The sequence below is a fragment of the Aeromonas sp. FDAARGOS 1403 genome (assembly GCF_019047325.1).
Taxonomy (GTDB): domain Bacteria; phylum Pseudomonadota; class Gammaproteobacteria; order Enterobacterales; family Aeromonadaceae; genus Aeromonas; species Aeromonas dhakensis.
In genome coordinates this window covers 613813-639361 of record NZ_CP077249.1, presented here as the reverse complement: position 1 = coordinate 639361, position 25549 = coordinate 613813, and the positions used below count along the sequence as shown (strand labels likewise).

General features: G+C 61.0%; 22 protein-coding genes. 10 read left to right on the top strand and 12 right to left on the bottom strand.

Features of this window, described 5'->3' with window-relative positions:
- Positions 1 to 49 precede the first annotated feature (49 nt).
- The 5 genes from I6L33_RS03135 to galE form a co-directional block, all read right to left on the bottom strand.
- On the bottom strand, positions 50 to 1060 hold the full coding sequence (locus I6L33_RS03135) for an aldo/keto reductase (protein ID WP_216973528.1): 1011 nt from the start codon (positions 1058 to 1060) through the stop codon (positions 50 to 52).
- A 98-nt stretch (positions 1061 to 1158) separates the two neighbouring features.
- The gene (galM, locus tag I6L33_RS03130) at positions 1159 to 2151 is read right to left on the bottom strand and encodes a galactose-1-epimerase (RefSeq protein ID WP_216973527.1); all 993 of its coding nucleotides are present in this window, start codon (positions 2149 to 2151) and stop codon (positions 1159 to 1161) included.
- A gap of 52 nt (positions 2152 to 2203) precedes the next feature.
- Positions 2204 to 3352, bottom strand: a complete 1149-nt coding sequence (galK, locus tag I6L33_RS03125) for a galactokinase (RefSeq protein ID WP_017781211.1) — start codon at positions 3350 to 3352, stop codon at positions 2204 to 2206.
- Positions 3349 to 4395 carry a UDP-glucose--hexose-1-phosphate uridylyltransferase gene (locus tag I6L33_RS03120; protein ID WP_041204693.1) on the bottom strand — a complete coding sequence of 349 codons (1047 nt, stop codon included), beginning with the start codon at positions 4393 to 4395 and terminating at the stop codon, positions 3349 to 3351. The genes galK and I6L33_RS03120 overlap by 4 nt, the downstream gene beginning before the upstream one ends.
- Positions 4396 to 4502: 107 nt before the next feature.
- Complete coding sequence (galE, locus tag I6L33_RS03115) at positions 4503 to 5516, bottom strand: UDP-glucose 4-epimerase GalE (protein WP_216973526.1); 1014 nt, start codon at positions 5514 to 5516, stop codon at positions 4503 to 4505.
- Positions 5517 to 5721: 205 nt separating this feature from the next.
- Between galE and I6L33_RS03110 the strand changes: the two genes are divergently transcribed.
- The 6 genes from I6L33_RS03110 to I6L33_RS03085 all read left to right on the top strand — a co-directional run bounded on the left by I6L33_RS03110 (position 5722) and on the right by I6L33_RS03085 (position 15628).
- A complete protein-coding gene (locus I6L33_RS03110) occupies positions 5722 to 6726 on the top strand; it encodes a substrate-binding domain-containing protein (protein ID WP_017764831.1) in 1005 nt (334 codons plus the stop codon).
- Positions 6727 to 6944: 218 nt separating this feature from the next.
- On the top strand, positions 6945 to 10022 hold the full coding sequence (locus tag I6L33_RS03105; RefSeq protein WP_216973525.1) for a beta-galactosidase: 3078 nt from the start codon (positions 6945 to 6947) through the stop codon (positions 10020 to 10022).
- 234 nt (positions 10023 to 10256) lie between these two features.
- Positions 10257 to 11243 (top strand): galactose/glucose ABC transporter substrate-binding protein MglB, encoded by a 987-nt coding sequence (mglB, locus tag I6L33_RS03100; protein ID WP_216973524.1) that lies wholly within the window; start codon positions 10257 to 10259, stop codon positions 11241 to 11243.
- Between the two features lie 52 nt (positions 11244 to 11295).
- Complete coding sequence (gene mglA / locus I6L33_RS03095; RefSeq protein WP_201892751.1) at positions 11296 to 12816, top strand: galactose/methyl galactoside ABC transporter ATP-binding protein MglA; 1521 nt, start codon at positions 11296 to 11298, stop codon at positions 12814 to 12816.
- Between the two features lie 16 nt (positions 12817 to 12832).
- Positions 12833 to 13843: a galactose/methyl galactoside ABC transporter permease MglC gene (gene mglC / locus I6L33_RS03090; protein ID WP_005306488.1), complete on the top strand. Its 1011-nt coding sequence runs from the start codon at positions 12833 to 12835 to the stop codon at positions 13841 to 13843.
- A 51-nt stretch (positions 13844 to 13894) separates the two neighbouring features.
- A complete protein-coding gene (locus I6L33_RS03085; protein WP_216973523.1) occupies positions 13895 to 15628 on the top strand; it encodes a methyl-accepting chemotaxis protein in 1734 nt (577 codons plus the stop codon).
- A gap of 600 nt (positions 15629 to 16228) precedes the next feature.
- On the opposite strand, the gene I6L33_RS03080 is transcribed toward I6L33_RS03085, so the two are convergent.
- From I6L33_RS03080 to I6L33_RS03070, 3 genes are all read right to left on the bottom strand, one after another.
- Positions 16229 to 16597, bottom strand: coding sequence for a hypothetical protein (locus tag I6L33_RS03080; RefSeq protein WP_005306483.1), 369 nt, complete (start codon positions 16595 to 16597; stop codon positions 16229 to 16231).
- 1 nt (position 16598) lies between these two features.
- The gene (locus I6L33_RS03075) at positions 16599 to 17246 is read right to left on the bottom strand and encodes an AAA family ATPase (protein ID WP_005306480.1); all 648 of its coding nucleotides are present in this window, start codon (positions 17244 to 17246) and stop codon (positions 16599 to 16601) included.
- 98 nt (positions 17247 to 17344) lie between these two features.
- The gene (locus tag I6L33_RS03070; protein WP_010635804.1) at positions 17345 to 17521 is read right to left on the bottom strand and encodes a hypothetical protein; all 177 of its coding nucleotides are present in this window, start codon (positions 17519 to 17521) and stop codon (positions 17345 to 17347) included.
- A 746-nt stretch (positions 17522 to 18267) separates the two neighbouring features.
- Here I6L33_RS03070 and arcA point away from each other — a divergent pair.
- The 4 genes from arcA to I6L33_RS03050 all read left to right on the top strand — a co-directional run bounded on the left by arcA (position 18268) and on the right by I6L33_RS03050 (position 23091).
- Complete coding sequence (arcA, locus tag I6L33_RS03065) at positions 18268 to 19488, top strand: arginine deiminase (protein ID WP_017764826.1); 1221 nt, start codon at positions 18268 to 18270, stop codon at positions 19486 to 19488.
- 62 nt (positions 19489 to 19550) lie between these two features.
- Complete coding sequence (arcC, locus tag I6L33_RS03060) at positions 19551 to 20477, top strand: carbamate kinase (RefSeq protein ID WP_042005682.1); 927 nt, start codon at positions 19551 to 19553, stop codon at positions 20475 to 20477.
- 79 nt (positions 20478 to 20556) lie between these two features.
- Positions 20557 to 21561 carry an ornithine carbamoyltransferase gene (argF, locus tag I6L33_RS03055; protein WP_005306471.1) on the top strand — a complete coding sequence of 335 codons (1005 nt, stop codon included), beginning with the start codon at positions 20557 to 20559 and terminating at the stop codon, positions 21559 to 21561.
- Between the two features lie 123 nt (positions 21562 to 21684).
- The gene (locus I6L33_RS03050) at positions 21685 to 23091 is read left to right on the top strand and encodes a YfcC family protein (RefSeq protein WP_005306469.1); all 1407 of its coding nucleotides are present in this window, start codon (positions 21685 to 21687) and stop codon (positions 23089 to 23091) included.
- A 156-nt stretch (positions 23092 to 23247) separates the two neighbouring features.
- Here I6L33_RS03050 and I6L33_RS03045 read toward each other — a convergent pair whose 3' ends face one another.
- From I6L33_RS03045 to I6L33_RS03030, 4 genes are all read right to left on the bottom strand, one after another.
- Positions 23248 to 23739: an arginine repressor gene (locus I6L33_RS03045; protein ID WP_005306467.1), complete on the bottom strand. Its 492-nt coding sequence runs from the start codon at positions 23737 to 23739 to the stop codon at positions 23248 to 23250.
- Positions 23740 to 23957: 218 nt separating this feature from the next.
- Positions 23958 to 24422 (bottom strand): aspartate carbamoyltransferase regulatory subunit, encoded by a 465-nt coding sequence (gene pyrI, locus I6L33_RS03040; RefSeq protein ID WP_005306465.1) that lies wholly within the window; start codon positions 24420 to 24422, stop codon positions 23958 to 23960.
- 16 nt (positions 24423 to 24438) lie between these two features.
- Complete coding sequence (gene pyrB / locus I6L33_RS03035) at positions 24439 to 25359, bottom strand: aspartate carbamoyltransferase (RefSeq protein WP_216973522.1); 921 nt, start codon at positions 25357 to 25359, stop codon at positions 24439 to 24441.
- Positions 25340 to 25534, bottom strand: coding sequence for a hypothetical protein (locus I6L33_RS03030; protein ID WP_216973521.1), 195 nt, complete (start codon positions 25532 to 25534; stop codon positions 25340 to 25342). The genes pyrB and I6L33_RS03030 overlap by 20 nt, the downstream gene beginning before the upstream one ends.
- Between the last annotated feature and the right edge of the window lie 15 nt (positions 25535 to 25549).

Sequence of the window (25549 nt, the reverse complement as noted above, 5' to 3'; positions counted from 1 at the left end):
TGTTGGTTTCATTCGGCCCTGCATGGCGTTCGACGCTCAGCGGCTCCGATCAAGCGGGGCCCTGCCCGGCCAGGATCCCCTCGATCTGCTGCAACAGTGCTGCATCCAGCGGGGGTTGGGCCTGGGCCTCCACCGCGCTGACAATCTGCTGCGGGCTGCTGGCACCGATCAGGGCGCAGCTCACCACAGAGTCGCGCAGCACCCACTGCAGCGCCAGTTGTGACAGCGGTTGGCCCCGTTGCTGCGCCAGCGCTTGCAGGGCCAGGATGGTGGCCAGCTTGTCGGCGGTGATCTGCTCGGGCTTGAGAAAGGGGCTGGCACTGGCGGCGCGCGAATCTGCCGGAATGCCCGCCAGGTAGCGATCGCTCAGCAGTCCGCCCGCCAGCGGGGAGAAGGCGACCACCCCCATGCCGTGCTCGCGGCAGACCGGCAGGGTTTCAGCCTCGATGTCGCGCTGAAACAGGGAGTATTTGAGCTGATTGACCAGACAGGGGGTGCCCAGCTCCGCCAGCCGGGCGGCGGCCTGCGCGGCGAGCGGTGCCGGGTAGTTGGAGAGGCCGATGTAGAGCGCCTTGCCCTGACGCACCATCAGCGCCAGCGCCTGGCAGGTCTCCTCCAGCGGGGTGCGCGGGTCCGGCCTGTGGTGATAGAAGATGTCCACATAGTCGAGGCCAAGCCGGCGCAGGCTCTGGTGCAGGCTGGCAAACAGGTATTTGGCGCTGCCGCCGTCGCCGTAGGGGCCATCCCACATGATGTATCCCGCCTTGCTGGCGATGATGAGCTCGTCCCGATAGGGCGCCAGGCTCCCCTTGAGCAGCTTGCCGAAGGTGAGCTCGGCCGACCCCGGCGGCGGCCCGTAGTTGTTGGCCAGATCGAAGTGGGTGATGCCCAGATCGAACGCCTGGTGCACCATGGCTTTTGCGGTGGCGGGATCGCACTCGGCGCCGAAGTTGTGCCAGAGGCCGAGAGCTATGCCGGGCAGGCGCAGACCGTGGCGACCGGCGGGTCGATAGGGCTGGCGCTGGTAGCGGTCGGGGGCGGCGAGGTAGTGATCATCCATAACGACTCCTTGCGTGGACTTGTGTGCGAGCGGATGTGATGGGTGACCCCGAGCCCTCTTCGCTCGGCATGTCTGCGCGGGAGAAGAGGGTGCCGGGGTCAGCTGGCAGCGATAAAGCGGTAACGAGTCTGATGGCGATAGGTCTGCCCCGGCAACAGCCAGGGATCGCCCAGCTCGGGCCGGTTGGGGCTGTCCGGCAGCTGCTGGGCCTCCAGACAGAAGCCGGCGTGATCCCGATGGCGCCGGCCATCGCGTGCCGGTGTATTGGCCAGCCAGTTGCCGCTGTAGAACTGCAGCGAAGGCTGGTTGGTGTAGACCTCCATCGCCAGCTGACGATCCCCCGAGACCACCCGCGCCGCCCACTCGGCGCTCGGCCCGTTGAGCACAAAGGCGTGATCGTACCCCTTGGCCTGTTGCTGCTGGGGGTGGCTCAGCCAATCTTGTCCGATCAGGCGCTCGTGGCGCAGATCGAACGGCCCCTCCACCGGTGCGATCGCGAGCGGCAGGCTGCTTTGGTCGGTGGGCAGGAAACGGTCGGCGTTGAGGCGGATGAGGTGGCCGCGTACATCGCCGCCGTTCGGGTTGTCGTCGAGATTGAAGTAGGTGTGGCTGGTGAGGCTGACCGGGGTCGGTGCATCCGTGCTGGCGACGAAATCCACCACCAGATCGCACTGCTCCAGCCGGTACTCCAGCATGACCCGCAGGTTGCCAGGAAAGCCCTGATCCCCGCTACGGGAGAGCAGGGTCAGTCTGACCCGGTCCGCCTCCCGCTCCTTGATCTGCCAGTGCTGGCGATGAAACCCCGCCCGTCCGCCGTGCAGGCAGTGGGGCGGCTGGTTGGCATCCAGCGGCCAGCGCTGGCCGTCGCGCAGCAGCTCGGCGTTGCCGATGCGGTTGGCAAAGCGTCCCGCCACCGCCCCCAGCCACACCTGTTGAGCGGGATAGGCCTCATCGGCGCAGCCCAGCAGCACTTCACGGCGAGATCCCGCCACCGGCAGGGTGAGGGAGGTGAGGGTGGCGCCGAAGTCGAGGCCGCGCAGGCGCAGCCCCTCCTCGTTTTCCAGCTCGAACGGAATCATGGCGTCGTTCATAGTCTGCCTGCACCGGCGTTGCCGATCCGGCAGGCCTGCATCATACATGGGCTCATAGTTTTCCCGCCCCCGCGCTGGCGCGGCAGACGTAGCTGTCGGCCTTGAGGCCGAAGCGGGCCGGGTACTCGGCATCGACCGCGGCGATCACCTCGGCCACTTTCTCTGGGCGCAGCAGGGCGACCACGCAGCCACCGAAGCCGCCGCCGGTCATCCGCACGCCGCCCTCGGTGCCGATCCTGGCCTTGATGATCTCCACCAGACCGTCGATGGCGGGCACGGTGATTTCGAAGTCATCGCGCATGGCGGCGTGGGAGTCGGCCATCAGCTCACCGAGGCGCACCAGATCCCCCTGCGCCAACGCATCGGCGGCGGCCAGGGTGCGGCTGTTGTCGCCCACCACGTGACGGGCACGGCGGTAGCAGACCTCATCCAGCCCGGCCTTGCCCGCTTCCAGCGCCGCCAGATCGAGATCGCGCAGCGCCTTGACCCCGTAGTGACGGGCGGCGGCTTCGCACTGCTGGCGGCGGGTGTTGTATTCGCTGTCCACCAGGCCGCGACGGACGTTGGAGTTGACGATCAGCACCGCCAGGTCGGTGGGCATGGGGATGAGGCGGGTTTCCAGCGAGCGGCAGTCGAGCAGCAGGGCGTGATCCTGTTTGCCGCTGGCGGAGATCATCTGGTCCATGATGCCGCAGTTGCAGCCGACGAACTGGTTCTCCGCCTGCTGGCCGTTGAGGGCAATCTCGGCCTGGCTGATGGTGAGCCCCAGCGCCTCCTTGAAGGCCTGGCCGATGGCCACCTCCAGCGAGGCAGAAGAGGAGAGGCCGGCCCCCTGCGGCACGTTGCCGGAGACCACCAGATTGAGGCCGCGCAGGGGATAGCCCCGCTCCTGCAGGTACTTCACCACCCCGCGGATGTAGTCGCTCCAGCGCTGGTCGGCATGATGATTGATGGGCTGGCCGAGATCGAACAGGTCGCGCTGGTTGCCGTAGTCGGCGGCGACCACGTGCACCAGGCTGTCATCGCGCAGGCCGATGGCGACGCAGGTCTCGTAGTCGATGGCGCAGGGCAGCACGAAGCCGTCGTTGTAGTCGGTGTGCTCGCCGATGAGGTTGACGCGGCCGGGGGCCCGCACCAGCAGGTCGGGTTGTTGCTCAAACTGCTCGGCAAAGACGGCGCTGATGCGCTGGCTCGGGGTCATGGGGTCACCTCATTGGCTTTGTAATGAACGGGGGAAAGCGCCCGCAGGCGCTCCGCGGCTTGCTCCGGAGTCAGGTCGCGCTGGGTCTCGGCCAGCATCTCGAAGCCCACCATGAATTTGCGCACCGTGGCGGAGCGCAGCAGGGGCGGATAGAAGTGGGCATGCAGTTGCCACGCCTCTGGGCAGTCGGAGCGGGGCGGTGCAAAGTGCCAGCCCATGGAGTAGGGGAAGCTGCACTCGAACAGGTTGTCGTAGCGGCTGGTGAGCTCCTTGAGCGCGATGGCCAGATCCTGCTGCAGCTCGGGGGTGAGGTCGAGCAGAGAGGGGACATGGCGTTTGGGCAGCAGCAGGGTTTCGAACGGCCAGGCCGCCCAGAAGGGCACTACCGCCAGCCAGTGTTCGGTCTCCACCACGATGCGGGAGCGATCCTGCAGCTCCCGCTCCACGTAGTCGACCAGCAGCGGGCGGCCGTGCTCCGCCAGCCAGGCGCGCTGGTGCTGCTCTTCGCGGGCAATTTCATTGGGCAGGAAGTCGCTGCCCCACAGCTGACCGTGGGGATGCGGGTTGGAGCAGCCCATGACGGCGCCCTTGTTTTCAAACACCTGCACCCACTCCCACTGGGCCGACAGCTCGGCCACCTGCTCCATCCAGGTGGTGATCACCTTCTCGATGGCGGGCAGAGGCAGCTCGGGCAGGGTCTTGCCGTGATCCGGCGAGAAGCAGATGACCCGGCTGGTGCCGCGAGCGGCTTCCAGCTTGAGCAGGGGATCCTGCTCGCCACTGGCGGCCGGGGTGTCCTGCATCAGGGCGGCGAAGTCGTTGGTAAAGACGAAGGTATCCCGATAGTCGGGATTCTGGTCGCCGGTGACGCGCTTGTTGCCGGCACAGAGGAAGCAGTCGGGGTCATGGGCCTGGCTCGGTGCCTGGCTCACCTTCTCGACCTGGCCCTGCCAGGGGCGCTTGGCCCTGTGGGGGGAGACCAGCACGTATTGGCCGCTCAGCGGGTTGAAACGACGGTGGGGGTGATCAACCGGGTTGAACATCATCACTCCTCAAGCTCAATAAAAGAAACTGCGGGCAGTTGATGAGGGCGGGTGCGCCTCTCATCTGTGACCCTTCCCCCACAAGGGAGAAGGGAGCAAAACGGGCATCACGCCTCATACCCCTGCGGGTTGGCGGATTGCCAGCGCCAGCTGTCGGCGCACATGGCGGCCAGATCCCGCCGGGCACGCCAGCCCAGCTCGCGCTCGGCCTTGGCGGGATCGGCCCAGCATTCGGCGATGTCGCCCGGGCGTCTTGGTTCGATGCGATAGGGCAAGGGGCGACCGCTGGCCGCCTCGAACGCCGCCACCATCTGCAGCACGCTCTGGCCCAGGCCCGTACCCAAGTTGTAGACGTGCACGCCGCCCTTGCTGGCGCAGTGCTGCAGCGCCTTGACGTGCCCTTCGGCGAGATCCATCACGTGGATGTAGTCGCGCACGCCAGTGCCGTCGACGGTGGGGTAATCGTTACCAAAGATGGAGAGGCAGTCGCGTCGGCCGATGGCGACCTGGGTCAAAAACGGCATCAGGTTGTTGGGGATCCCCTGGGGATCCTCCCCCATGGTGCCCGACTCGTGGGCGCCGACCGGGTTGAAGTAGCGCAACAGGGTCATGCTCCAGTGCGGTTCGGCCCGCTGCAGATCCTCGAGGATCTCTTCGATGATCAGCTTGGATCGGCCGTAGGGATTGGTGGCGCTGCGCGGGAAATCTTCCCGAATGGGCGTGCTGGCCGGGTCACCGTAGACGGTGGCCGACGAGCTGAACACCAGGTTGTGGACGCCGGCCCGCTTCATTGCCTGCAGCAATACCAGGGTGCCGCTCAGGTTGTTCTCGTAGTAGTCGAGGGGGATGCGGGTGGACTCGCCGACCGCCTTGAGGGCGGCGAAGTGGATCACTGCATCGATCCTTTGCTCGCTGAAGATGCGATCCAGCAGGAGCGGGTCACGGATGTCCCCCCGATAGAAGCGGGGCTCGCGTCCGCCGATGGCAGCGATGCGGGTCAGCACGCCCGCCTTGCTGTTGCAGAGGTTGTCCACCACCACGGGCTCCATGCCGGCCGCCTGCAGTGCCAGGCAGGTATGGCTGCCGATGTAACCGCAGCCGCCGGTGACCAGTACTTTCATCCTCATCTCCACGCTCAGAAAAAGCCTGTGAAGGAGTCTAGCCGAGGGGCTGGCGGGCAAACTGTGAACTGGCTAACAAATACGTGTAAACGATTACACTTGTTTTGGTGGTCATCATTTCAGCAATATGGTTTTTCCCCCTGTTATCAGTGACATTGCTCGGTATAATGGCCTAGTCCCGAACCGTGAAATAAGTGAAAACAACATGAGTACCATCAAGGATGTCGCCCGTTTGGCCAACGTATCGGTGGCAACGGTTTCACGGGTGATGAACAACTCACCCAAGGCCAGTGCCGCCTCCCGCGAGGTGGTGTTGAAAGCCATGGCCGAACTGGGCTACACCCCCAATGCCAACGCTCGGGCGCTGGTCAGCCAGACCTGCGATACCATGGGCGTGCTGGTGGGCGATGTGGCGGATCCCTTCTTCGGCGCCCTGGTCAAGGGGGTCGCCGCGGTGGCGGTGGAACAGGGGCTGCACCTGTTGATGGGTAATGGTTTTCACACGGCACGGCAGGAGCGCGAATCCATCGAGCTGCTGATCGGCAAGCGCTGCGAGGCGCTGGTGGTGCACAGCAAGGCGCTGAGCGACGAGGAGCTGATCGACTATGCGCTGCGGGTGCCCGGCATGGTGCTGATCAACCGCGACATCCCGGCACTCAAGGGGCGCTGCATTGCCCTCAACAACCGGCAGGGGGCTGCCACGGCGACCCGGCATCTGCTGGAGCTGGGCCACCGTCACATCGCCTTCCTGAGCTCCGATCACGCCATCGAGGATGCCATCCTGCGGCTGCAGGGCTATCAGGATGCGCTGGCCGAGGCTGGCGTGCGCGCCGACCCCGAGCTGGTGGAGAGCGGCATGCCCAACGAGGAGGGCGGCGAGCGGGCCATGCTCAACCTGCTGGCCAAGGGGCTGCCCATCACGGCCGTGGTGGCCTACAACGATGCCATGGCGGCGGGGGCCATCTCGGTGCTGGCGGACAACGGCCTCAAGGTGCCGGAGGAGGTGTCGGTGGTGGGCTTCGATGACATCATCTATGCCAGATACCTGCGCCCCAAGCTCTCCACCATGCGCTACCCGGTTGAACTGATGGCAGCCCAGGCGGCCAAGCTGGCCCTGCAGCTGGCAGCGGGCGAAAGCGAGGTGGTACAGAGCCGCATTTACACCCCGACTCTGATCAACCGCCACTCGGTGGCACCCGTTCGAAGCTGATCCCTTTCATTTACCTCCGTTTATCGCTCCGGATCGCCGTTTTTGAGGCGCTCGATCCGGAGCCTTGGTCTTTTACCTGCATTTATCGCATTTTTACCCTGTTTTACTTAACAAATTCAGTGTAATCGTTTACATCTGTGTGAGCGGGATCGCCGATCACCGGGCAAATCTCCCCTACACTGCATACGTTTTCGGCGTTCATGCAGGGAGAGAGACGAATGCTCAGGGAGATAGTGGCCCGTCAGGACTGGCAGACCCAGGCGATTACCGCGGTGAATCGGCTGCCCGCCCATACCCCCTTGTTCAGCTGGCGCAACGAAGCCGAGGCGCGGGATGATCTCGCCTCGCCTTCGCGCACCCTGCTGGATGGGGAATGGCGCTTCTCCTTCTTCGCGGCGCCCGAGCGGGTGCCGGAGCAGTGGCTGGCGCAGGATCTGCCGGATGCCTGTCCCATCCAGGTGCCGGGCAACTGGCAGCTGGCTGCGGCCTACCCAGGGTTGCGGCCTGCGACGGATGTACCCATCTACACCAACATCAAGTATCCCTTCCCGTGCGATCCACCGCGGGTGCCGGCCGAGAATCCCACCGGCTGCTATTCCCGCGAGTTCAGCGTGCCAGCCGACTGGCTTGCCAGCGGTCAGACCCGGATCATCTTCGACGGGGTGGACAGCGCTTTTCACCTCTTCTGCAACGGTCGCTGGGTCGGTTACTCCCAGGACAGCCGGCTGCCCGCCGAGTTCGATCTGACCCTCTTCCTGCAGGCCGGCGACAACCGGCTGGCAGTGCTGGTGCTGCGCTGGTCCGACGGCTCCTATCTGGAAGATCAGGACATGTGGCGCATGAGCGGCATCTTCCGCTCCGTCAGCCTGCTGCACAAACCGGCTCGTCATCTGATGGATATACGGGTAACGCCCGAGCTCGACGCCTGCTACCGGGATGGCCGCCTCAAGATCGCAGTGCAGGTAGCCAATGGGACCGGCCTGTCGGTGGAGCTCAACCTTTATGACGGCGGTGATCGGGTGGCGACCCTGTGCCAGCCTATCGGCACGCAAACCATTGACGAGAAAGGGGCGTATGACGATTGCGCCGAGTGCTGGCTCGAGGTGGCGGCCCCACGCAAGTGGAGCGCCGAGACCCCCCACCTTTATCGCCTCACCCTGACCCTGCTGGACGAGCGGGGGGAGCCCATCGAGAGCGAAGCCTGTGACGTGGGCTTTCGGGCGGTGGAGATCCGTGGCGGCCTGCTGCGGGTCAACGGCCAGCCGCTGCTGATCCGTGGCGCCAACCGCCACGAGCACCACCCCGCAACGGGGCACGTGGTGACCCCTGCGGCCATCGAGCAGGACCTGCTGTTGATGAAGCGGCACAACTTCAACGCGGTGCGCTGCTCTCACTACCCCAATCACCCCGAGCTTTATCGGCTGTGCGACCGGCTCGGCCTCTACGTGGTGGACGAGGCGAACCTGGAGACCCACGGCATGACTCCGATGGGGCGGCTGGCACGGGACCCCGCCTGGAGCAACGCCTTCCTGGAGCGGGTGACCCGCATGGTGGCCCGCGACTTCAACCACCCCAGCATCATCATCTGGTCCCTTGGCAACGAGTCGGGTTACGGCCCGGCCCACGATGCCATGTATGGCTGGGTCAAGGGGGCGGATCCGAGCCGCCCGGTGCAATACGAAGGGGGTGGTGCCGATACGCCGGCCACCGACATCATCTGCCCCATGTATGCCCGCACCCATCAGGAGCAGCCCTTCCCGGCGGTGCCCAAGTGGGCGCTGGCCAAGTGGATCGGCCTGCCGGGGGAGAGCCGCCCGCTGATCCTGTGTGAATACGCTCACGCCATGGGCAACAGCCTGGGGGGCTATGCCCACTACTGGCAGGCATTTCGCGATCATCCTCGGTTGCAGGGTGGCTTCGTCTGGGATTGGGTCGATCAGGGATTGGACAAGCTGACCGATGACGGTCGCCACTTCTGGGCCTATGGCGGTGATTTCGGCGATACCCCGAATGATCGCCAGTTCTGCTGCAACGGTCTGCTGTTCCCCGACCGTACCCCCCATCCCGCCCTGTTTGAGGCAAAACGTGCCCAGCAGCCGTTCGTGCTGACCTTGCAACACCGTCAGCCGCTGACGGTCGAGATCCGCAGCGAATACCTGTTTCGCGAGGCGGACAACGAGACTCTGCAGTGGCGGCTGTGCGAAGACGGCGTGGTGGTGAGCCAGGGTGAATGCCCACTCACCCTGGCGCCGCAGGGGAGTGTGACGCTGACCCTGCTGGAGCGGTTGCCGGCCTTTGCGCCGGGGGCGCTCGCCTGGCTGGATCTCGCCATCGTGCCGCCCGCTGCCACGGCCTGGTCAGCGGCCGGTCACGAGGTGGCGCGCCAGCAATGCATGTTGCCCGCGCCATTGGCGCTGCCTGCCGCCCGTACACCGGCCACCTTCATCGAGCTGGCGGATAGCTGGCAGATCTGGGCGGCCAACAGCGAGTGGCGGCTGGACAAGGTCAGCGGCCGTATCCGCAGTTGGTGCAAGCTGGGCCGCGAGCAGCTGAAAGAGGCCATCGCCGATCACTTCTATCGGGCACCGCTCGACAACGACATCGGCACCAGCGAGGCGGACCACGCCGATCCCAACGCCTGGATCGCCCGCTGGCAGGCGGCCGGGCTCAATGAGTTGCAGCATCGCTGCCTCGAGCTGGTAGTGAGCCCTGACCAAGGGGTTGTGACGGTACGCCACGGCTACTTCGTCGGCGAGGCGCTCAAGCTGCTGACTTGCTGGCGCCACTCCTTCGATCAGGATGGGGCCATGCACCTCGCCATCGAGGTGGAGGTGGCAGCCGAGATGCCCTCCCTGCCGCGCATCGGCGCCCTGCTCTGGCTGGCCGACGAGGTGCTGGCGGCAGGGGAGGAGGTGAGCTGGCTGGGGCGTGGTCCGCACGAGAACTATCCGGATCGCCTGCTGGCTGCCGACCTCGGTTGTTGGCAGTCGTCTCTCGATGCGCTGCACACCGCGTATGTGTTCCCGACCGACAACGGGCTGCGCTGTGACACCCGTCAGCTGCGATTCGGCTCCATCGAGGTCGAGGGACTGTTTCATTTCAGCCTGAGCCGTTTCAGCCAGCAGCAGCTGGCCCAGGCTCGTCACCAGACCGATCTGGTGGCCGCAGGCGGGCTCCATCTCTGTCTGGATGGTTTTCATATGGGGATTGGAGGGGATGACTCCTGGAGCCAGAGCGTACGACCGGAATATTGGCTGCAACCAGGCAGCTACTATTGGAACTGTGTTCTACGCTGAACCTGAGCGATTGCTTAACAAGAAAGGGTCCCGTTCAGAGCTTCAGTGTCGCCAATTAAATATAACCATATGATTTTTAATTAATTTGTTGCTATGTAACAGAGTGTAAACGTTTTCATTTTGTTGTCATGATCACAGAACGACATACAACAAACTGATTACATTAGGCTGGCGCCAGTTCACTTGGTGTACAGCATTCCCTACAAAAACAGATAGAGAGATCGGAGCATAACAATGAAAAAGATCACGACCATTGCCGCCGTACTGATGAGCCTGATGGCAGGAGCCACCGCCCATGCCGAAACCCGCATCGGGGTGACCGTCTACAAATACGACGACAACTTCATGGCGGTAGTGCGCAAGGCAATCGAGAAGGAAGCGGCGGCCAACCCGGGGGTGGAGCTGCTGATGAACGACTCCCAGAATGACCAGTCCAAGCAGAACGACCAGGTCGACGTGCTGCTGGCCAAGGGGGTGAAGGCGCTGGCCATCAACCTGGTTGACCCGGCGGCGGCCCCGGTCGTGATCGAGAAAGCCCGTGGCGAGGACGTGCCCGTGGTGTTCTACAACAAGGAGCCCAATGCCGCCGATCTGGCCAGCTACGACAAGGCCTACTACGTGGGTACCGATTCCAAGGAGTCTGGCATCATCCAGGGTCAGCTGATCGCCAAGCACTGGAAAGCCAACCCGGCCTGGGATCTCAACAAGGATGGCGTCATCCAGTTCGTGCTGCTGAAGGGCGAGCCGGGTCACCCGGATGCCGAAGCCCGTACCACCTACGTCATCAAGACCCTGAACGATGGCGGCATCAAGACCGAGCAGCTGCACATGGATACCGGTATGTGGGATACCGCCATGGCCAAGGACAAGATGGACGCCTGGATCTCCGGCCCGAACGCCAACAAGATCGAAGTGGTCATCGCCAACAACGACGGCATGGCGATGGGGGCCGTGGAGTCGCTGAAGGCCCAGGGCAAGACCGCCATCCCGGTGTTCGGTGTCGATGCTCTGCCTGAAGCGCTGGCGCTGGTCAAAAGCGGTGCCATGGCCGGTACCGTGCTGAACGATGCCGCCAACCAGGCCAAGGCGACCTACGAGCTGACCAAGAACCTGGCTGAAGGCAAACCGGCCGGTGAAGGCACCAGCTGGAACATCGTCAACAAGGTCGTGCGTGTTCCCTACGTTGGCGTAGACGCAGACAACCTGTCCAAATTCGAATAATTCCCTCCTCCAGGGCAAGGGAGATCCCTTGCCCTTTTTTCAACCAGATGTGATGGCTGATATGACAACACAGCAACAATCAGAATGGCTGTTGGAGATGATTGGCGTCAGTAAGAGCTTTCCTGGCGTCAAGGCACTCGATAATGTCAATTTACGGGTCCGTCCTCATTCTGTGCATGCGTTGATGGGCGAGAACGGGGCAGGGAAATCGACGCTGCTCAAGTGCTTGTTCGGCATTTACGAGAAGGATGAGGGCAAGATCTTCTTCAAGGGGCAGGAGATCAACTTCACCTCCTCCAAGGAGGCGCTGGAGAACGGTGTCTCCATGGTGCATCAGGAACTGAACCTGGTATTGCAGCGCTCCGTGATGGACAACATGTGGCTCGGTCGCTATCCGACCAAGGGGCTGTTCATCGACCACGGCAAGATGTATCAGGACACCAAGCATATCTTCGACGAGCTGGACATCGACATAGACCCGCGGGTCAAGGTCGGTACCCTCTCCGTCTCCCAGATGCAGATGATCGAGATCGCCAAGGCGTTCTCCTACGATGCCAAGATCGTCATCATGGACGAACCCACCTCCTCGCTGACCGAGAAAGAAGTGAGCCACCTCTTCAAGATCATCAACAAGCTCAAGGAGAAGGGCTGCGGCATCGTCTACATCTCCCACAAGATGGAAGAGATCTTCCAGCTCTGTGACGAGATCACCATATTGCGGGATGGCCAATGGGTGGCGACCCAGCCGCTCAAGGGCATGACCATGGATCAGATCATCGGCATGATGGTCGGTCGCGAGCTCACCCAGCGTTTCCCGGAGAAGACCAACCAGCCGAAAGAGGTGATCCTCGAGGTCGAGCACCTGACGGCGAAAAACCAGCCCTCCATCCAGGACATCACCTTCAACCTGCACAAGGGGGAGATCCTCGGGGTGGCCGGGTTGGTGGGGGCCAAGCGGACCGACATCGTCGAGACCCTGTTCGGCATTCGCGACCGCAGCGAGGGTTCCATCAAGCTGCACGGCAAAGAGGTGGCCAACCACAACGCCCACGAAGCGATCCGCAACGGCTTTGCACTGGTGACCGAGGAGCGCCGCTCCACCGGTATCTATTCGCGCCTCGACATCGCCTTCAACTCCCTGATCGCCAACATGGACAACTACAAGGGCTCCATGGGACTGCTCAGCGACAACAAGATGAAGAGCGACACCCAGTGGGTCATCGACTCCATGCGGGTCAAGACGCCGACCCAGCAGACCCAGATCGGCTCCCTCTCGGGGGGCAACCAGCAGAAGGTGATCATCGGCCGCTGGCTGCTGACCCAGCCGGAGATCCTGATGCTGGACGAACCGACCCGCGGCATCGACGTGGGGGCCAAGTTCGAGATCTATCAGCTCATCCTGGAGCTGGCGAAGAAGGACAAGGGCATCATCATCATCTCGTCGGAAATGCCCGAACTGCTCGGCATCACGGATCGCATCATGGTGATGAGCAATGGCCGGGTCGCCGGGATCGTCAATACCAAAGAAACTGACCAGAGCGAGATACTGCGCCTGGCATCTCTGTACCTCTAGAGACAGGAAGACATTTATGGAGTCGGCTAAAAATTTCAATCTGATGCGGGCGCTCAAGGAGAACGGCATCTACGTGGTGCTGCTGGTGCTGCTCATGATCATCGTGATCAAGGAACCCTCTTTCCTGAGTCTCACCAACTTCAGCAACATCCTAACCCAGTCTTCGGTGCGGGTCATTATCGCGCTCGGGGTGGCTGGCATCATCATCACCCAAGGGACGGATCTGTCGGCCGGTCGTCAGGTCGGTCTGGCGGCGCTCATCGCGGCGACCATGCTGCAGGCGCTGACCAACGTCAACAAGGTGTTCCCCAGTCTGGGCGAGGTACCCATCCCGGTGGTGATCCTGCTGGTGTGCGCGGTGGGGGCCCTGATTGGCCTGGTCAACGGCCTCATCGTGGCCTATCTGAACGTAACCCCGTTCATTACCACCCTGGGCACCATGATCATCGTCTACGGCATCAACTCCCTCTACTTTGACTCGGTAGGGGCTTCGCCGGTGGCCGGTTTTGACCCCCGTTTCTCTAGCTTCGCGCAGGGGTTCATCAAGCTGGGTGGCTTCAAGCTATCCTATCTGACCTTCTACGCCGCCATCGCCAGCGTGTTCGTCTGGGTACTGTGGAACAAGACCCGCTTTGGCAAGAACATCTTCGCCATCGGCGGCAACCCGGAAGCGGCCAAGGTCTCCGGCGTCAACGTGGCGGTCAACCTGGTGATGATCTATGCGCTGGCGGGGGTCTTCTACGCCTTTGGCGGCATGCTGGAAGCGGGCCGGATCGGCAGCGCCACCAACAACTTGGGCTTCATGTACGAGCTCGATGCCATCGCCGCCTGCGTGGTGGGGGGGGTGTCGTTTGCGGGTGGTGTGGGTACGGTCGCAGGGGTGATCACCGGCGTGCTCATCTTCACCCTGATCAACTATGGTTTGACCTATATCGGCGTCAGCCCTTACTGGCAGTTCATCATCAAGGGCGGCATCATCATTCTGGCGGTGGCACTGGACTCCATGAAGTACGCCAAGAAGAAATAACGATTGGCAGGGAGGGCTGGCAGTGCCGGCCCTCTCTTCTGGAGGGATCCCATGCCATTCAAGGTCAAGATTTACGTCCTGTTGCTGCTGGCCATCCTGGTCACCATCGGTACCGCCTGGTTCAGCGTCAATCACTTCATCAGCGCCTACATCCGCACTCAGGCGACCAAGAACATCAACGAACAGATCTCCCTGGTCAAAGAGAAGCTGGCCGGCGACATCAATCAGAAAATCCTGCTGGCAGCCAACCTCAACTTCGGGGTGACCAACGTCAAGAAGACGCTGGAAGAGACTGGCTTTCACAACATCGTCAAGGTGATCGGCGACATGGCGTTCGACGTGAGCGGCGTCATCAACGACAGCAGTAAGGTCGATGCCCTGCGCAAACTTATCCCAGCCGCCAACAACCAGATCACCGTCAGTCCGCTGCAGCAGGTGGATGGCAAGCCCGTCATCTCGATTCTGGTGCCGCGTGGTGCCGACTCTGCCTACCTTTATTACCTCGACATGAGCGAGTTCAAGAACCTGCTGGCCAGCGTCAGTGGCGAGGGGCGCTACTTCTCGTTGGCCGATGGCCAGGGCAATGAGCTCTACAGCAGCAAGCCGCAGGGAGAGAGCGAAGCGCGCCCCAATTCGCTGGATATTCGCGGCAGCAGCTGGATCCTGACCGGCTACATAGATCTCGATTACATCCGCACCATGACCCAGGCACTCAACGGCCAGATCATCATGGCGCTGCTCGGGGTGGCCGTGGTGGTGATGGTGCTCGCCGTGCTGGCGCTCAATGTGGCCTATCGTCCGATTCTCTCGCTGCGGGACCTGGTGCTGGAGCTCTCTCGTGGCAGCGGTGACCTTACCCGTCGGCTGGCGGTAACCAGTAGCGATGATCTGGGCCAGATCTCGGCCGGCATCAACCGCTTCATCGAGCGGCTGCAGGAGATGATGAACGAGGTACGCCAGGCCAGCGGCCAGCTCAATAGCGGCATTGCCGGATTGGCCAGCCAGACCGGTGCTGCCCAGTCCCTGCTGGCGGATCATGTGCGGGAGACCGAGCAGGTGGTGACCGCCATCAACGAGATGAGTCGCACCGCGGTCTCTGTCTCGGAGAGCGCCGCCAGCACGGCCCAACTCACCGGCCAGAGCCAGCAACTGGCGAGCCAGTCCCGTCAGGTGGTCGATCAGGCCATGGCCAGCGTGATGGCGCTGGTGGATGAGGTGGAAGCCACCGCCCGCTCCATCGAGGCGATGCAGCAGGATGTGCAGCAGATTGGCTCGGTGCTCGGGGTCATCGGCAGCATAGCCGAGCAGACCAACCTGCTGGCCCTCAACGCCGCCATCGAGGCAGCCCGCGCCGGCGAGCAGGGGCGCGGTTTTGCGGTGGTGGCCGATGAGGTGCGTTCACTCGCCGCCCGTACTCAGCAGAGTACGGCAGAGATCCAGACCATGCTGGCCAGCCTGCAGCAGGGGACCCGGACCGTGGTGAATGCCATGAGCAATACCAAGCAGAGTTGTCAGGGTGCCGCCGAGAACACCACTCGAGTCAACGAGTCACTGGATCTGATGGCGGGCGAGGTGGTGGAGATCAACGATCTCATCAGCCATATCGCCACAGCTGCGGAGCAGCAGAGCGCGGTAGCCGAGGAGATCAATCGCAACATGAGCGCCATTGCCGAGGTGATCCGCCAGCTGACCCACAACGGCGAGGCGACGGTGGCCAGTGCCGGCTCGATGCAGCAGACCTATGACAGGCTGCGGGAGATTGTGGGGCACTTCCGGTTGGAATGAGCAGATAGAAAGGTAGGCCGGGGTAAAAATGGCCAAAAAAGATGGGGGCGACTTGCGTCGCCCCCGATAGTCTTATCGCTCATATCCTTGAACGAAGTTGCTCCCTGCAATCCCTGACTATACCTCTTCCTTTAGGTTTCCCCTTCCCAATCCTTTGGGGTGTCCTTTAGCCATCATGGCCTGACGAGTCATCCGTTCCCGTCGCACTTTCTCCGTCCTGGGAGGTGTCCTTTACCACATCCTGTGGTGAGTCCATTTGCCCAACCCTGGCAGCCAGTCTTCCTGACCGACTTCATTGCGTCCGTGCAGGAGTAACTATAAGGATTTCATGGGGCGGGACAACGGTAGAGTGAAAAACGTTTTTAAGCATCTCGTTACGAAGGAAACTTGTTTCAATATTTATCCTTTAATTTCATTGGTATAGGTGTTTTTTGTTCATGTTTTACGATCTTATCTTCCGACTATCGCGGGATCTTTTCTGGCGCTTTACCTACATCGTCTATGGCGAATGTCTTACACCTTGTTCAACTGGGATTCAGAAAGGGGAGGCGAGCAGATAAGGACCTGCTGGCAACGAAGCATGGCTGGAGGGAGATAGCGTCAGTTGTGTGCCTGCAGCCGCTCATAGATGGTCTGGCGTTCTTCCGGGCTCAGGGAGGAGAAGTAGTGGGTAAACAACCGCAGCAGCAGAGATTTGTTCATGCCGTCTTGCTGGGTCAGGTTGCCAAGCTCATCGATGGCCGTGGTGCTGAGCGAGAAGGTGGCTTTCTTGAAGCTGGGTTTGAGATGTTCACCGCTCTCGATGAAGGCAAGTGCGGTCAGAGCCTCGTCTCGATGCAGGGTCAGCTCCAGGCTGACGACCTTGGGCTTGCCCTTGGCATAGAAATCCGCGTCCTCGATGAACTCGTCTATGGTGAACTTCTTCTGGTGATGCAGATTGTGTTTCTTCTTCAGGTCGGCAAGTCCCATCTCATACCCCCAGCTCCAGAAACTCCTTGGCGATGGCGCGGATCTCTTCGGCAGACTTGCCATCCGGCTCTATCTCCATCACCGACAATCCCTTCTCCTCGCTGTCGTCGTAGACGTTGCGGCCATAGGTGATGGAATTGAGCACGTCGACACCGAAGGAAGAGCAGACCTCCTTGGCTTCCAGTATCCGCTTCGCCTGGTTGGGTAGGGCGGGGCATTGGGTCAGTACCACGGCAGCCCGCAAGGTCGGGTTGACCATCTTGCAGGTGGTGATGAGGTCTTCCATGTGCGGCAGAGTCTTGAGATCGCGGCGCTTGGGACGCAGCGGGATCAGGGCATGGGTGGCGACGGCCATGGTTGAACGCAGTGCCCGGTTGTCCTGGCCGCCACAGTCGACGATCAGGTAGTCATAGCGGTTCTTCAGGCTGAGCAGATCGTTGCGGATGTTGCCGTAGAGCTGGACGCAGTTTATCTGGGGCAGATCCGGATTGTCGTTGCGCTCCTGGATCCAGTCCGAGGTGGTGCGCTGCGGATCGCAGTCCACCAACAGTACTTCGCCGTGAAACTGGGTTCTGAGGTAAACCGCCAGATTCTGGGCCAGACAACTCTTGCCGCTCCCTCCTTTCTCACCACCGACCAGCAGGATCATGACCGTCTCCTATCCCTATGAAAAACAGCTGCATTGAGTATAGGAGGGGGTTGGGCCATGACAAGCCAGGAGGAGAAGACCTCCTCCCGGGGTTTCGCTCAGTAGTGCTGGCTGCCGCCATGCCACTGACACACGTAGGCGGGTACCAGCATCTGGGGGGCCTGATCGACATGGCACACCACCAATGGCATGGCAGGGGCACCCTCCGCATGGACCAGTGCCGGGGTCATGGGCAGCAGCAGAGTGGAAAGCAGCAGCAGTGACTTCATCTTCATGGCTATCTCCTTGGTGACATAACAGGTGTGATCCTGATCACTTTCTGAGTTAAGTCGAGCCGGCTTGCGGTGCAAGCTGCTGAAATAAATTCAACTAATGAAAAAAGTTTGAAAAAGCCCCGGCGCCGGCCAGTTGAAAATTGGCCGGCCAAGATGCGCAATTCGTGCATATCCATATAAGAGGTGAAGAGGCAACGCTGCCTGTAGTCTGGCCCGGCAAGCGGAATAGACGCGATGCCATGATCTGGAACAACAAACAGATTATTCAGCGCGAAGCCTGGCGGTGACTTTTTATTTGCTGCGAGCGCCTCGTAAAGAGCGCGGAAAATTCAAATATCTGCATATAAAATTCATTCTGTGTTGATTGTGTTTTTATCTTCATGAAATTAAAGGTTTTTTGTTTTTGCGCTTATCCCTTTGTAGATATTTTTCGTGAATGAAACAAGGTGGAATATGAAATATGTGCCGAAGAAAGTGCGTATTTAATCGGGATGGGTGAATGGGAGATTGTCAGTTCTGTTACCCCTATCAAAGAATAAACCGTGAATTTATTCAGTTCTGGGTGAATGTGATCAATGTCTAAGTTTATCGTGATTGGCAGGTCTAACCTCGGTCTCGAAAGGCAAGGGCAGGATAGAACACAAGCCGATTACCCTACATAAAGAATATCCCGCCTTAGCCACGAGCATGAATAGAAGGAATCTATTCAATCACTCGCAGGGACCACTGCTAGACGGAATATAATCATGAGCAAATTTTATGTAGGTTCTGAAGTTGGCCAATTGCGCCGTGTCATGTTGCACCGCCCCAACCTCAGTCTGAAGCGTCTGACTCCTTCCAACTGCCAGGATCTGTTGTTCGATGACGTCCTGTCCGTTGAACGTGCCGGTCAGGAGCACGACAAATTCGCTCAGGTACTGCGCGATCAGAATGTCGAAGTTTTCCTGCTGACCAATCTGCTGGCGGAAACCCTGGACGTGCCGGAAGCCAAAACCTGGCTGCTGCAACATCAGGTCTCCGACTATCGCCTCGGCACTTCTTTTGCCAACGACGTACGCTGCTTCCTGGCTGACATGCCACACCGCGAGCTGGCCCGCATTCTCTCCGGTGGCCTGACCTACTCCGAGATGCCCTACAGCGGCGTCAACATGGTAGTGGGCATGCACGCACCGACCGACTTCATCATCGAGCCGCTGCCCAACCACCTCTTTACCCGTGACACCTCCTGCTGGGTCTATGGTGGCGTCTCCATCAACCCGATGGCCAAACCGGCCCGCCGTCGCGAAACCAACCACGTGAAGGCCATCTATCGCTGGCACCCGCAGTTTGCCGGTCAGGACTTCATCAAATACTTCGGTGACGAGGATCGCGACTACGACAACTCCACCATCGAAGGGGGCGACGTACTGGTCATCGGTCGTGGCGCCGTGCTCATCGGCATGTCCGAGCGCACCACACCGCAAGGGGTCGAGCACCTGGCTCGCGGCCTGTTCAAGCACGGCCAGGCCAAACAGGTCATCGCCATGCAACTGCCGAAACACCGCAGCTGCATGCACCTGGATACCGTCATGACCCACATGGACATAGACACCTTCTCCGTCTATCCGGAAGTCATCCGCAAGGATGTGAACTGCTGGAGCCTGACTCCGGGCGGTGCCACCGGCATGAACATCAAGGAAGAGGGTTACTTCGTCACCGCCATCGAGAAGGCACTGGGTGTCGATCAGCTCAAGCTCATCACCACAGGTGGCGACACCTTCGAGGCCGAGCGCGAGCAGTGGAACGATGCCAACAACGTGCTGACCGTGCGCCCCGGCGTGGTGGTGGGTTACGAGCGCAATACCTACACCAACGAGAAGTACGACAAGGCCGGCATCACTGTGCTGCCCATCCCGGGTGAAGAGCTGGGACGTGGCCGCGGCGGCGCCCGCTGCATGAGCTGCCCGATGGAACGCGACGGCATCTAACAAGACGGCGTGGCGCCGGCAGAGGCTGGCGCCACACAGCACCAAACTCGAGAGTAACACTCATGAAAAAACCAACTGTCGTCGTCGCCCTGGGTGGCAATGCCCTGCTCCGTCGTGGCGAGCCGCTCGAAGCAGATATCCAGCGCAAGAACATCGCCACCGCCGCCAAGACCATCGCCCTGATCGCTCAGGAGTACAACGTGGTGTTGGTGCATGGCAACGGCCCGCAAGTCGGTCTGCTGGCTCTGCAGAACAGCGCCTACACCAAGGTATCCCCCTATCCGCTGGATGTGCTGGGTGCCGAGTCTCAGGGCATGATCGGCTACATGCTGATCCAGGAGTTGAAGAACCTGATGCCGAGTCGCAACGTCACCGCGCTGCTGACCCAGGTGCAGGTCGATCCCAAGGATCCGGCGTTTGTCAATCCGACCAAATTCATCGGCCCCGTCTACGAAGAGGCTGAAGCCCGCGCCCTGGCTGCAGAGAAGCAGTGGGTGGTGAAGGCCGATGGCAAATTTTTCCGCCGCGTGGTGCCGTCTCCGCTGCCCCAGCGCATCGTCGAAGGCGACGCCATCGAAACCCTGATCGCCCAGGGTCACCTCATCATCTGCACCGGTGGTGGTGGCATTCCGGTGACCTGGGATGGCCAGAGCCTGACCGGTATCGAAGCCGTCATCGACAAGGACATGTCTGCCGCCTACCTGGCCAAGCAGATCAAGGCCGACGCCCTGTTGATCCTGACCGATGCCGATGCCGTCTACCTGGATTGGGGCAAACCGACCCAGCGTCCGCTGCGGATCACCAGCCCGGACGAGCTGGCCGGGGTCAAGTTCGATGCCGGCTCCATGGGGCCCAAGGTCGAAGCCTCCTGTGAATTCGTCAAGGCAACCGGCGGCATGGTCGGCATAGGTGCACTGGACGATGGCCTGGCCATCCTCAAGGGCGAAGCCGGCACCAATATCGTCGCCACCCGTACCGTGAATGCGTAATTACCGACATATGTACTGAGAATGCGTAGTCAACACTACTGCCTGAATTGGTCTGAAACAAATATAGAGAGAACTCATCATGGCTTTTAATCTGCGTAACCGTAACTTCCTGAAACTGCTGGACTTCACCCCGCGCGAAATCCAATACATGATCGATCTGGCCATCGACCTGAAGAAAGCCAAATACGGTGGCTATGAGCGCAAACACCTGACCGGCAAGAACATCGCCCTGATCTTCGAGAAGACCTCCACCCGTACCCGTTGTGCGTTTGAAGTGGCGGCCTTCGACCAGGGCGCCCAGGTCTCCTACCTCGGCCCGAGCGGTTCCCAGATCGGCCACAAGGAGTCCATGAAAGACACCGCCCGGGTGCTGGGCCGTATGTATGACGGCATCGAATACCGTGGCTACGGTCAGGAAATCGTCGAAGAGCTGGGTGCCCACGCCGGTGTCCCGGTCTGGAACGGTCTGACCAACGAATTCCACCCGACCCAGATCCTGGCCGACTTCATGACCATGCTGGAGCACGGCAAGGGCAAACGCCTGGATCAAATCAAGTTCGCCTACCTGGGTGACGCCCGCAACAACATGGGTAACTCCCTGATGGTCGGTGCCGCCAAGATGGGCATGGACATCCGCTTGGTTGCGCCGAAAGCCTTCTGGCCGGAAGAAGAGCTGGTTGCCAAGTGCCGCCTGATCGCCGAAGAGACAGGCGCACGCATCACCCTGACCGAAGATGTCAAAGAGGGTGTGCTGGGTACCGACTTCCTCTATACCGACGTCTGGGTTTCCATGGGTGAAGCGAAAGAAGCCTGGGATCAGCGCGTCAAACTGATGACCCCGTATCAGGTCAACATGGACGTCATCAACGCCACCAAGAACCCGGATGTGAAGTTCATGCACTGCCTGCCGGCGTTCCACAACGACGAAACCACCATGGGCAAGGAAGTGGCTGACAAATACGGCATGAAAGGCCTGGAAGTGACCGAGGACGTGTTCGAATCCGAGCACAGCATCGTGTTCGACGAGGCCGAAAACCGGATGCACACCATCAAGGCAGTGATGGTTGCTACGCTGGGCGACTAAGGTCGCAGTAGTGGTGCCGGGGGGTGACCCCCGGCTTTTCGACCATGTGACAGCGGCATAATACCTCCAACCCTACGACCCGCAGCCTGCATGGATACCACACCCACAGAAGGAAGCTGGACCATGACCAAATTCAAGTTCCCGTCAGCCTACACGATACTGTTCGTGCTGATCGCCCTGGTGGCCGCCCTGAGCTGGATAGTGCCGGCCGGCAAATACGAAATGACCATGAACGAAGCCCTCGGCAAGGAAGTGCCGGTGGCCGGTACCTACAAGCTGGTAGAGGGCAATCCCCAGGGGATCGTCGACGTGCTGCTGGCGCCGATCGATGGTCTCTACAACCATGACACCTACGAGGCAGGCGCCATCGACGTCTCCCTCTTCATCCTGATCATCGGTGGTTTTCTTGGCATAGTGACCAAGACCGGTGCCATCGATGCCGGTATCGAACGGGTAACCGACCGCCTGCGCGGCCGTGAAGAGTGGATGATCCCGATCCTGATGGCGCTGTTCGCCGCAGGGGGCACCATCTACGGCATGGCGGAAGAGTCCCTGCCGTTCTACACCCTGCTGGTGCCTGTGATGATGGCCGCCCGCTTCGACCCGGTGGTGGCTGCTGCAACTGTGCTGCTGGGGGCCGGTATCGGTACTCTGGGTTCCACCATCAACCCGTTTGCCACCGTGATCGCCGCCAACGCCGCCGGCATCTCCTTTACCGACGGCATCTGGCTGCGCGTCGCCATGCTGGTGGCCGGCTGGCTGCTGTGCGTGGCCTATGTGATGCGCTACGCCAAAATGGTTCGCAGCGACCCCAGCAAGTCCCTGGTGGCTGACAAGTGGGAAGAGAACCGTGCCCACTTCCTCGGCAACAAAAGCGACCAGATGCTGGAGTTCACTCTTACTCGCAAGATAGTGCTGGGCATCTTCGTCGCCGCCTTCGCCGTGATGATCTACGGGGTGGCCGTGCTGGGCTGGTGGATGGCGCAGATCTCCGGTGTGTTCCTGGCCGCCGCCATCATAGTCGGCGTCATCTCCCGCATGAGCGAGGAGGAGCTGACCTCCAACTTCATCGACGGTGCCCGCGACCTGCTCGGCGTGGCCCTGATCATCGGTATCGCCCGCGGTATCGTAGTGGTGATGGACAACGGCATGATCACCCACACCATACTGCACAGCGCAGAAGGGATAGTGACCGGCCTCTCCACAGTAGTGTTCATCAACGTAATGTTCGTGCTGGAAGTGGTGCTCTCCTTCCTGGTGCCGTCCTCCTCCGGCCTGGCCGTGCTGACCATGCCGATCATGGCGCCGCTGGCTGACTTCGCCAACGTGGGTCGCGAGCTGGTGGTCACCGCTTACCAGTCAGCCTCCGGTCTGGTGAACCTGGTGACCCCGACCTCCGCCGTGGTCATGGGTGGCCTGGCCATCGCCAAGGTACCCTATGTACGTTGGCTGAAATGGGTAGCTCCGCTGCTCGGCCTGCTGACCGTGCTGATCGTGGTCTGCCTGAGCCTGGGCGCCGTGCTGGCATAAACACCGACAGACATAGCCGTAAAAACGGGAGCCGCTGGCTCCCGTTTTTTATGGCCGACCACGAGGCGGGCCCAGACAGCGCACGGATGGGATAAAAAGCCGATTGGCAGACAACAAAAAGGCGACCCTGGGTCGCCTTGCTGCATTGGGGGAGGGCTAGCGCGCCTGTTCCAGGGTGCGCACCACGGCGGCGTGGGCCTGACGGGTGCGGCTGATGTGGCGCGGGGCGACCAGCACTACGTCGTTGCCGGCGACGGCCCCCATGATCTCGGGATTGGCGTTGCGATCCAGCAGGCGGGCCACCACGGTGGCGGCCCCCGGCGTGGTATGGATCAACACCATCTGCTGGTTGTGCACCACGGCGCGCACCATGTCGTGAATGGAGCGGGTACTGCCGGCGGGTTCCAGCTGTTCGTCAACCAGGGTGTAGACCTTCTTGCCGTTGGCATTCTGCGCCTTGGCGACGCCGAGGCGGCGCAACAGGCGGGAGATGGTGGACTGGCTGATATCGGCAAAGCCGCGCTCCGACAGCTCGCGGCGGATCTCTTCCTGAGTGCTGTAGCAGTGCTGGCCGATGATCTGGCGACAGGCATCCAGCTGGGCCAGATCGGGCTCTTGGGCAACGGGACGGCTGAGGGTCTTGACCACGGCGAATTCCTTTGATGATGACCGACGGTAAATGCTCGATATCTGCCGCATTTGCTGAATATCAGCAAAAAATACTGGCAATCAATGCACTGGCAGGAAATGAGCGGGAATAGCTCTCTTTGGATGGCAAATTATAACCAACTGGTTATTTGGTGATGTGACAGGGGTCAAAAATGGGCCCCTTGGGGCCCACATGGATATCTTTTTGAGTCTGGTTCTCAGTAGCGTTCGCTGACGATGTCCTGGGTGAAGGACTTCTCGCAGTATTTGCACTTCATCCGTACCGCGCCTTTCACCTCGCGCACCCGGAAGTAGCTCTCCACCGGCTCGTTGTGGGAGATGCAGTTGGAGTTGGGGCAGTGGAACACCCCGGCGATGAACTCCGGCAGCTTGAGCTGGTGCTTCTTCACCACGGCGAAGTCTTCGATGATGTTGACGGTCGCCTTGGGGGCGAACAGCGCCAGCTGGTTGGCTTGCTGCTCGGTCAGGCGGGTGTTCTCGATCTTGATGAGATCCTTTTTGCCGAGGGCGCCGGATTTGAGGTTGAAGCCGACGGTGATCCGCTCCTGGGTCTCTACCAGCTGGAACAGCTTGAGGATCTTGATGCCCTGGCCGGCGGGGACGTGGTCGATGACGGAGCCGTGACGGATGGCTTCGACTTGCAGTTGGTTCTTGTCAGACATGATGTTCCCCTTTCCGTTAGACAGTTTCGTTCAGTACCAGAGCCAGCAGTGCCTGGCGCGCATAGACCCCGTTCTCAGCCTGCTGGAAGTAGTAGGCGTGGGGCGTCTTGTCGACCGCGACGTCGATCTCGTCGACGCGGGGCAGGGGATGCAGGATCTTCATGGTGGGCTTGGCCCCTTCCAGGGTGGCCTGTTCCAGCACGAACTTGGCGGCCATGTGCTTGTACTCGGTCTCGTCGAAGCGCTCTTTCTGGACCCGGGTCATGTAGAGGATGTCGAGCTCCGGCATCACCTCTTCCATGGTTTCATGCACGCTGAACTGGATGCCCTTCTCTTCCAGCTCTTCGCAGATGTAGTCCGGCATCGCCAGCGCTTCCGGCGAGATGAAGAAGAAGCGGCAGTTGAACAGGCTGAGGGCCTGGGCCAGGGAGTGCACGGTGCGGCCGTATTTGAGGTCGCCGACGAAGGCGACGTTGAGGCCGTCCAGGCGCCCTTGCGTCTCGCGGATGGAGAAGAGGTCGAGCAGGGTCTGGGTCGGATGCTGGTTGGAGCCGTCACCGCCGTTGATGACCGGCACGCGGGAGAATTCGGAGGCGAGGCGGGCTGCCCCCTCTTTCGGATGACGCATCACCACCGCATCGGTGTAGGAGCCGATGATCTTGATGGAGTCGGCCAGGGTTTCACCCTTCTTGGCACTGGTGTTGCCACCGTCGGCGAAGCCGATGATGTTGCCACCCAGGCGCTGCACCGCGGTCTCGAAGGAGAGGCGGGTGCGGGTAGAGGCTTCGAAGAAGCAGCTGGCGACCAGCTTGTCTTTCAGCAAGCGGGTGTCGGGCTCGGCCTTCAACCGTTGTGCGGTTGAGACTACCAGTTCCATTTCAGACCGGGTCAGGTCCGTGATGGAGATGACATGTTTCTTATAGAGTGGATTGGTCATCGTCTGCATTCCCTTTGACATCAATGAAGGTTTTTCGGGCACAAAAAAAAGCCCCTGAAACAGGGGCTTTTTTTGAAAACAATTGGGGATCTATGGGTCGGGAACCGGAAACAACGGGGCCGCTCTGGTGCGCTTCACCCGTCTGCAAGGCTGTTTTTTTCATCAAAAACTGCATCGTCCTGTCCTGACC

Bases quoted from the DNA above. Each gene is read 5' to 3' on its own strand.
- I6L33_RS03105 (WP_216973525.1), top strand. From the start codon at position 6,945: ATGCTCAGGGAGATAGTGGCCCGTCAGGACTGGCAGACCCAGGCGATT.
- I6L33_RS03080 (WP_005306483.1), bottom strand. From the start codon at position 16,597: ATGGGACTTGCCGACCTGAAGAAGAAACACAATCTGCATCACCAGAAG.
- arcA (WP_017764826.1), top strand. From the start codon at position 18,268: ATGAGCAAATTTTATGTAGGTTCTGAAGTTGGCCAATTGCGCCGTGTC.
- I6L33_RS03050 (WP_005306469.1), top strand. From the start codon at position 21,685: ATGACCAAATTCAAGTTCCCGTCAGCCTACACGATACTGTTCGTGCTG.
- galM (WP_216973527.1), bottom strand. From the start codon at position 2,151: ATGAACGACGCCATGATTCCGTTCGAGCTGGAAAACGAGGAGGGGCTG.
- I6L33_RS03120 (WP_041204693.1), bottom strand. From the start codon at position 4,395: ATGTTCAACCCGGTTGATCACCCCCACCGTCGTTTCAACCCGCTGAGC.
- argF (WP_005306471.1), top strand. From the start codon at position 20,557: ATGGCTTTTAATCTGCGTAACCGTAACTTCCTGAAACTGCTGGACTTC.
- I6L33_RS03030 (WP_216973521.1), bottom strand. From the start codon at position 25,534: ATGCAGTTTTTGATGAAAAAAACAGCCTTGCAGACGGGTGAAGCGCAC.
- mglB (WP_216973524.1), top strand. From the start codon at position 10,257: ATGAAAAAGATCACGACCATTGCCGCCGTACTGATGAGCCTGATGGCA.
- pyrB (WP_216973522.1), bottom strand. From the start codon at position 25,359: ATGACCAATCCACTCTATAAGAAACATGTCATCTCCATCACGGACCTG.
- galK (WP_017781211.1), bottom strand. From the start codon at position 3,352: ATGACCCCGAGCCAGCGCATCAGCGCCGTCTTTGCCGAGCAGTTTGAG.
- I6L33_RS03135 (WP_216973528.1), bottom strand. From the start codon at position 1,060: ATGGATGATCACTACCTCGCCGCCCCCGACCGCTACCAGCGCCAGCCC.
- mglC (WP_005306488.1), top strand. From the start codon at position 12,833: ATGGAGTCGGCTAAAAATTTCAATCTGATGCGGGCGCTCAAGGAGAAC.
- I6L33_RS03070 (WP_010635804.1), bottom strand. From the start codon at position 17,521: ATGAAGATGAAGTCACTGCTGCTGCTTTCCACTCTGCTGCTGCCCATG.
- arcC (WP_042005682.1), top strand. From the start codon at position 19,551: ATGAAAAAACCAACTGTCGTCGTCGCCCTGGGTGGCAATGCCCTGCTC.
- I6L33_RS03110 (WP_017764831.1), top strand. From the start codon at position 5,722: ATGAGTACCATCAAGGATGTCGCCCGTTTGGCCAACGTATCGGTGGCA.
- pyrI (WP_005306465.1), bottom strand. From the start codon at position 24,422: ATGTCTGACAAGAACCAACTGCAAGTCGAAGCCATCCGTCACGGCTCC.
- I6L33_RS03085 (WP_216973523.1), top strand. From the start codon at position 13,895: ATGCCATTCAAGGTCAAGATTTACGTCCTGTTGCTGCTGGCCATCCTG.
- I6L33_RS03075 (WP_005306480.1), bottom strand. From the start codon at position 17,246: ATGATCCTGCTGGTCGGTGGTGAGAAAGGAGGGAGCGGCAAGAGTTGT.
- mglA (WP_201892751.1), top strand. From the start codon at position 11,296: ATGGCTGATATGACAACACAGCAACAATCAGAATGGCTGTTGGAGATG.
- galE (WP_216973526.1), bottom strand. From the start codon at position 5,516: ATGAAAGTACTGGTCACCGGCGGCTGCGGTTACATCGGCAGCCATACC.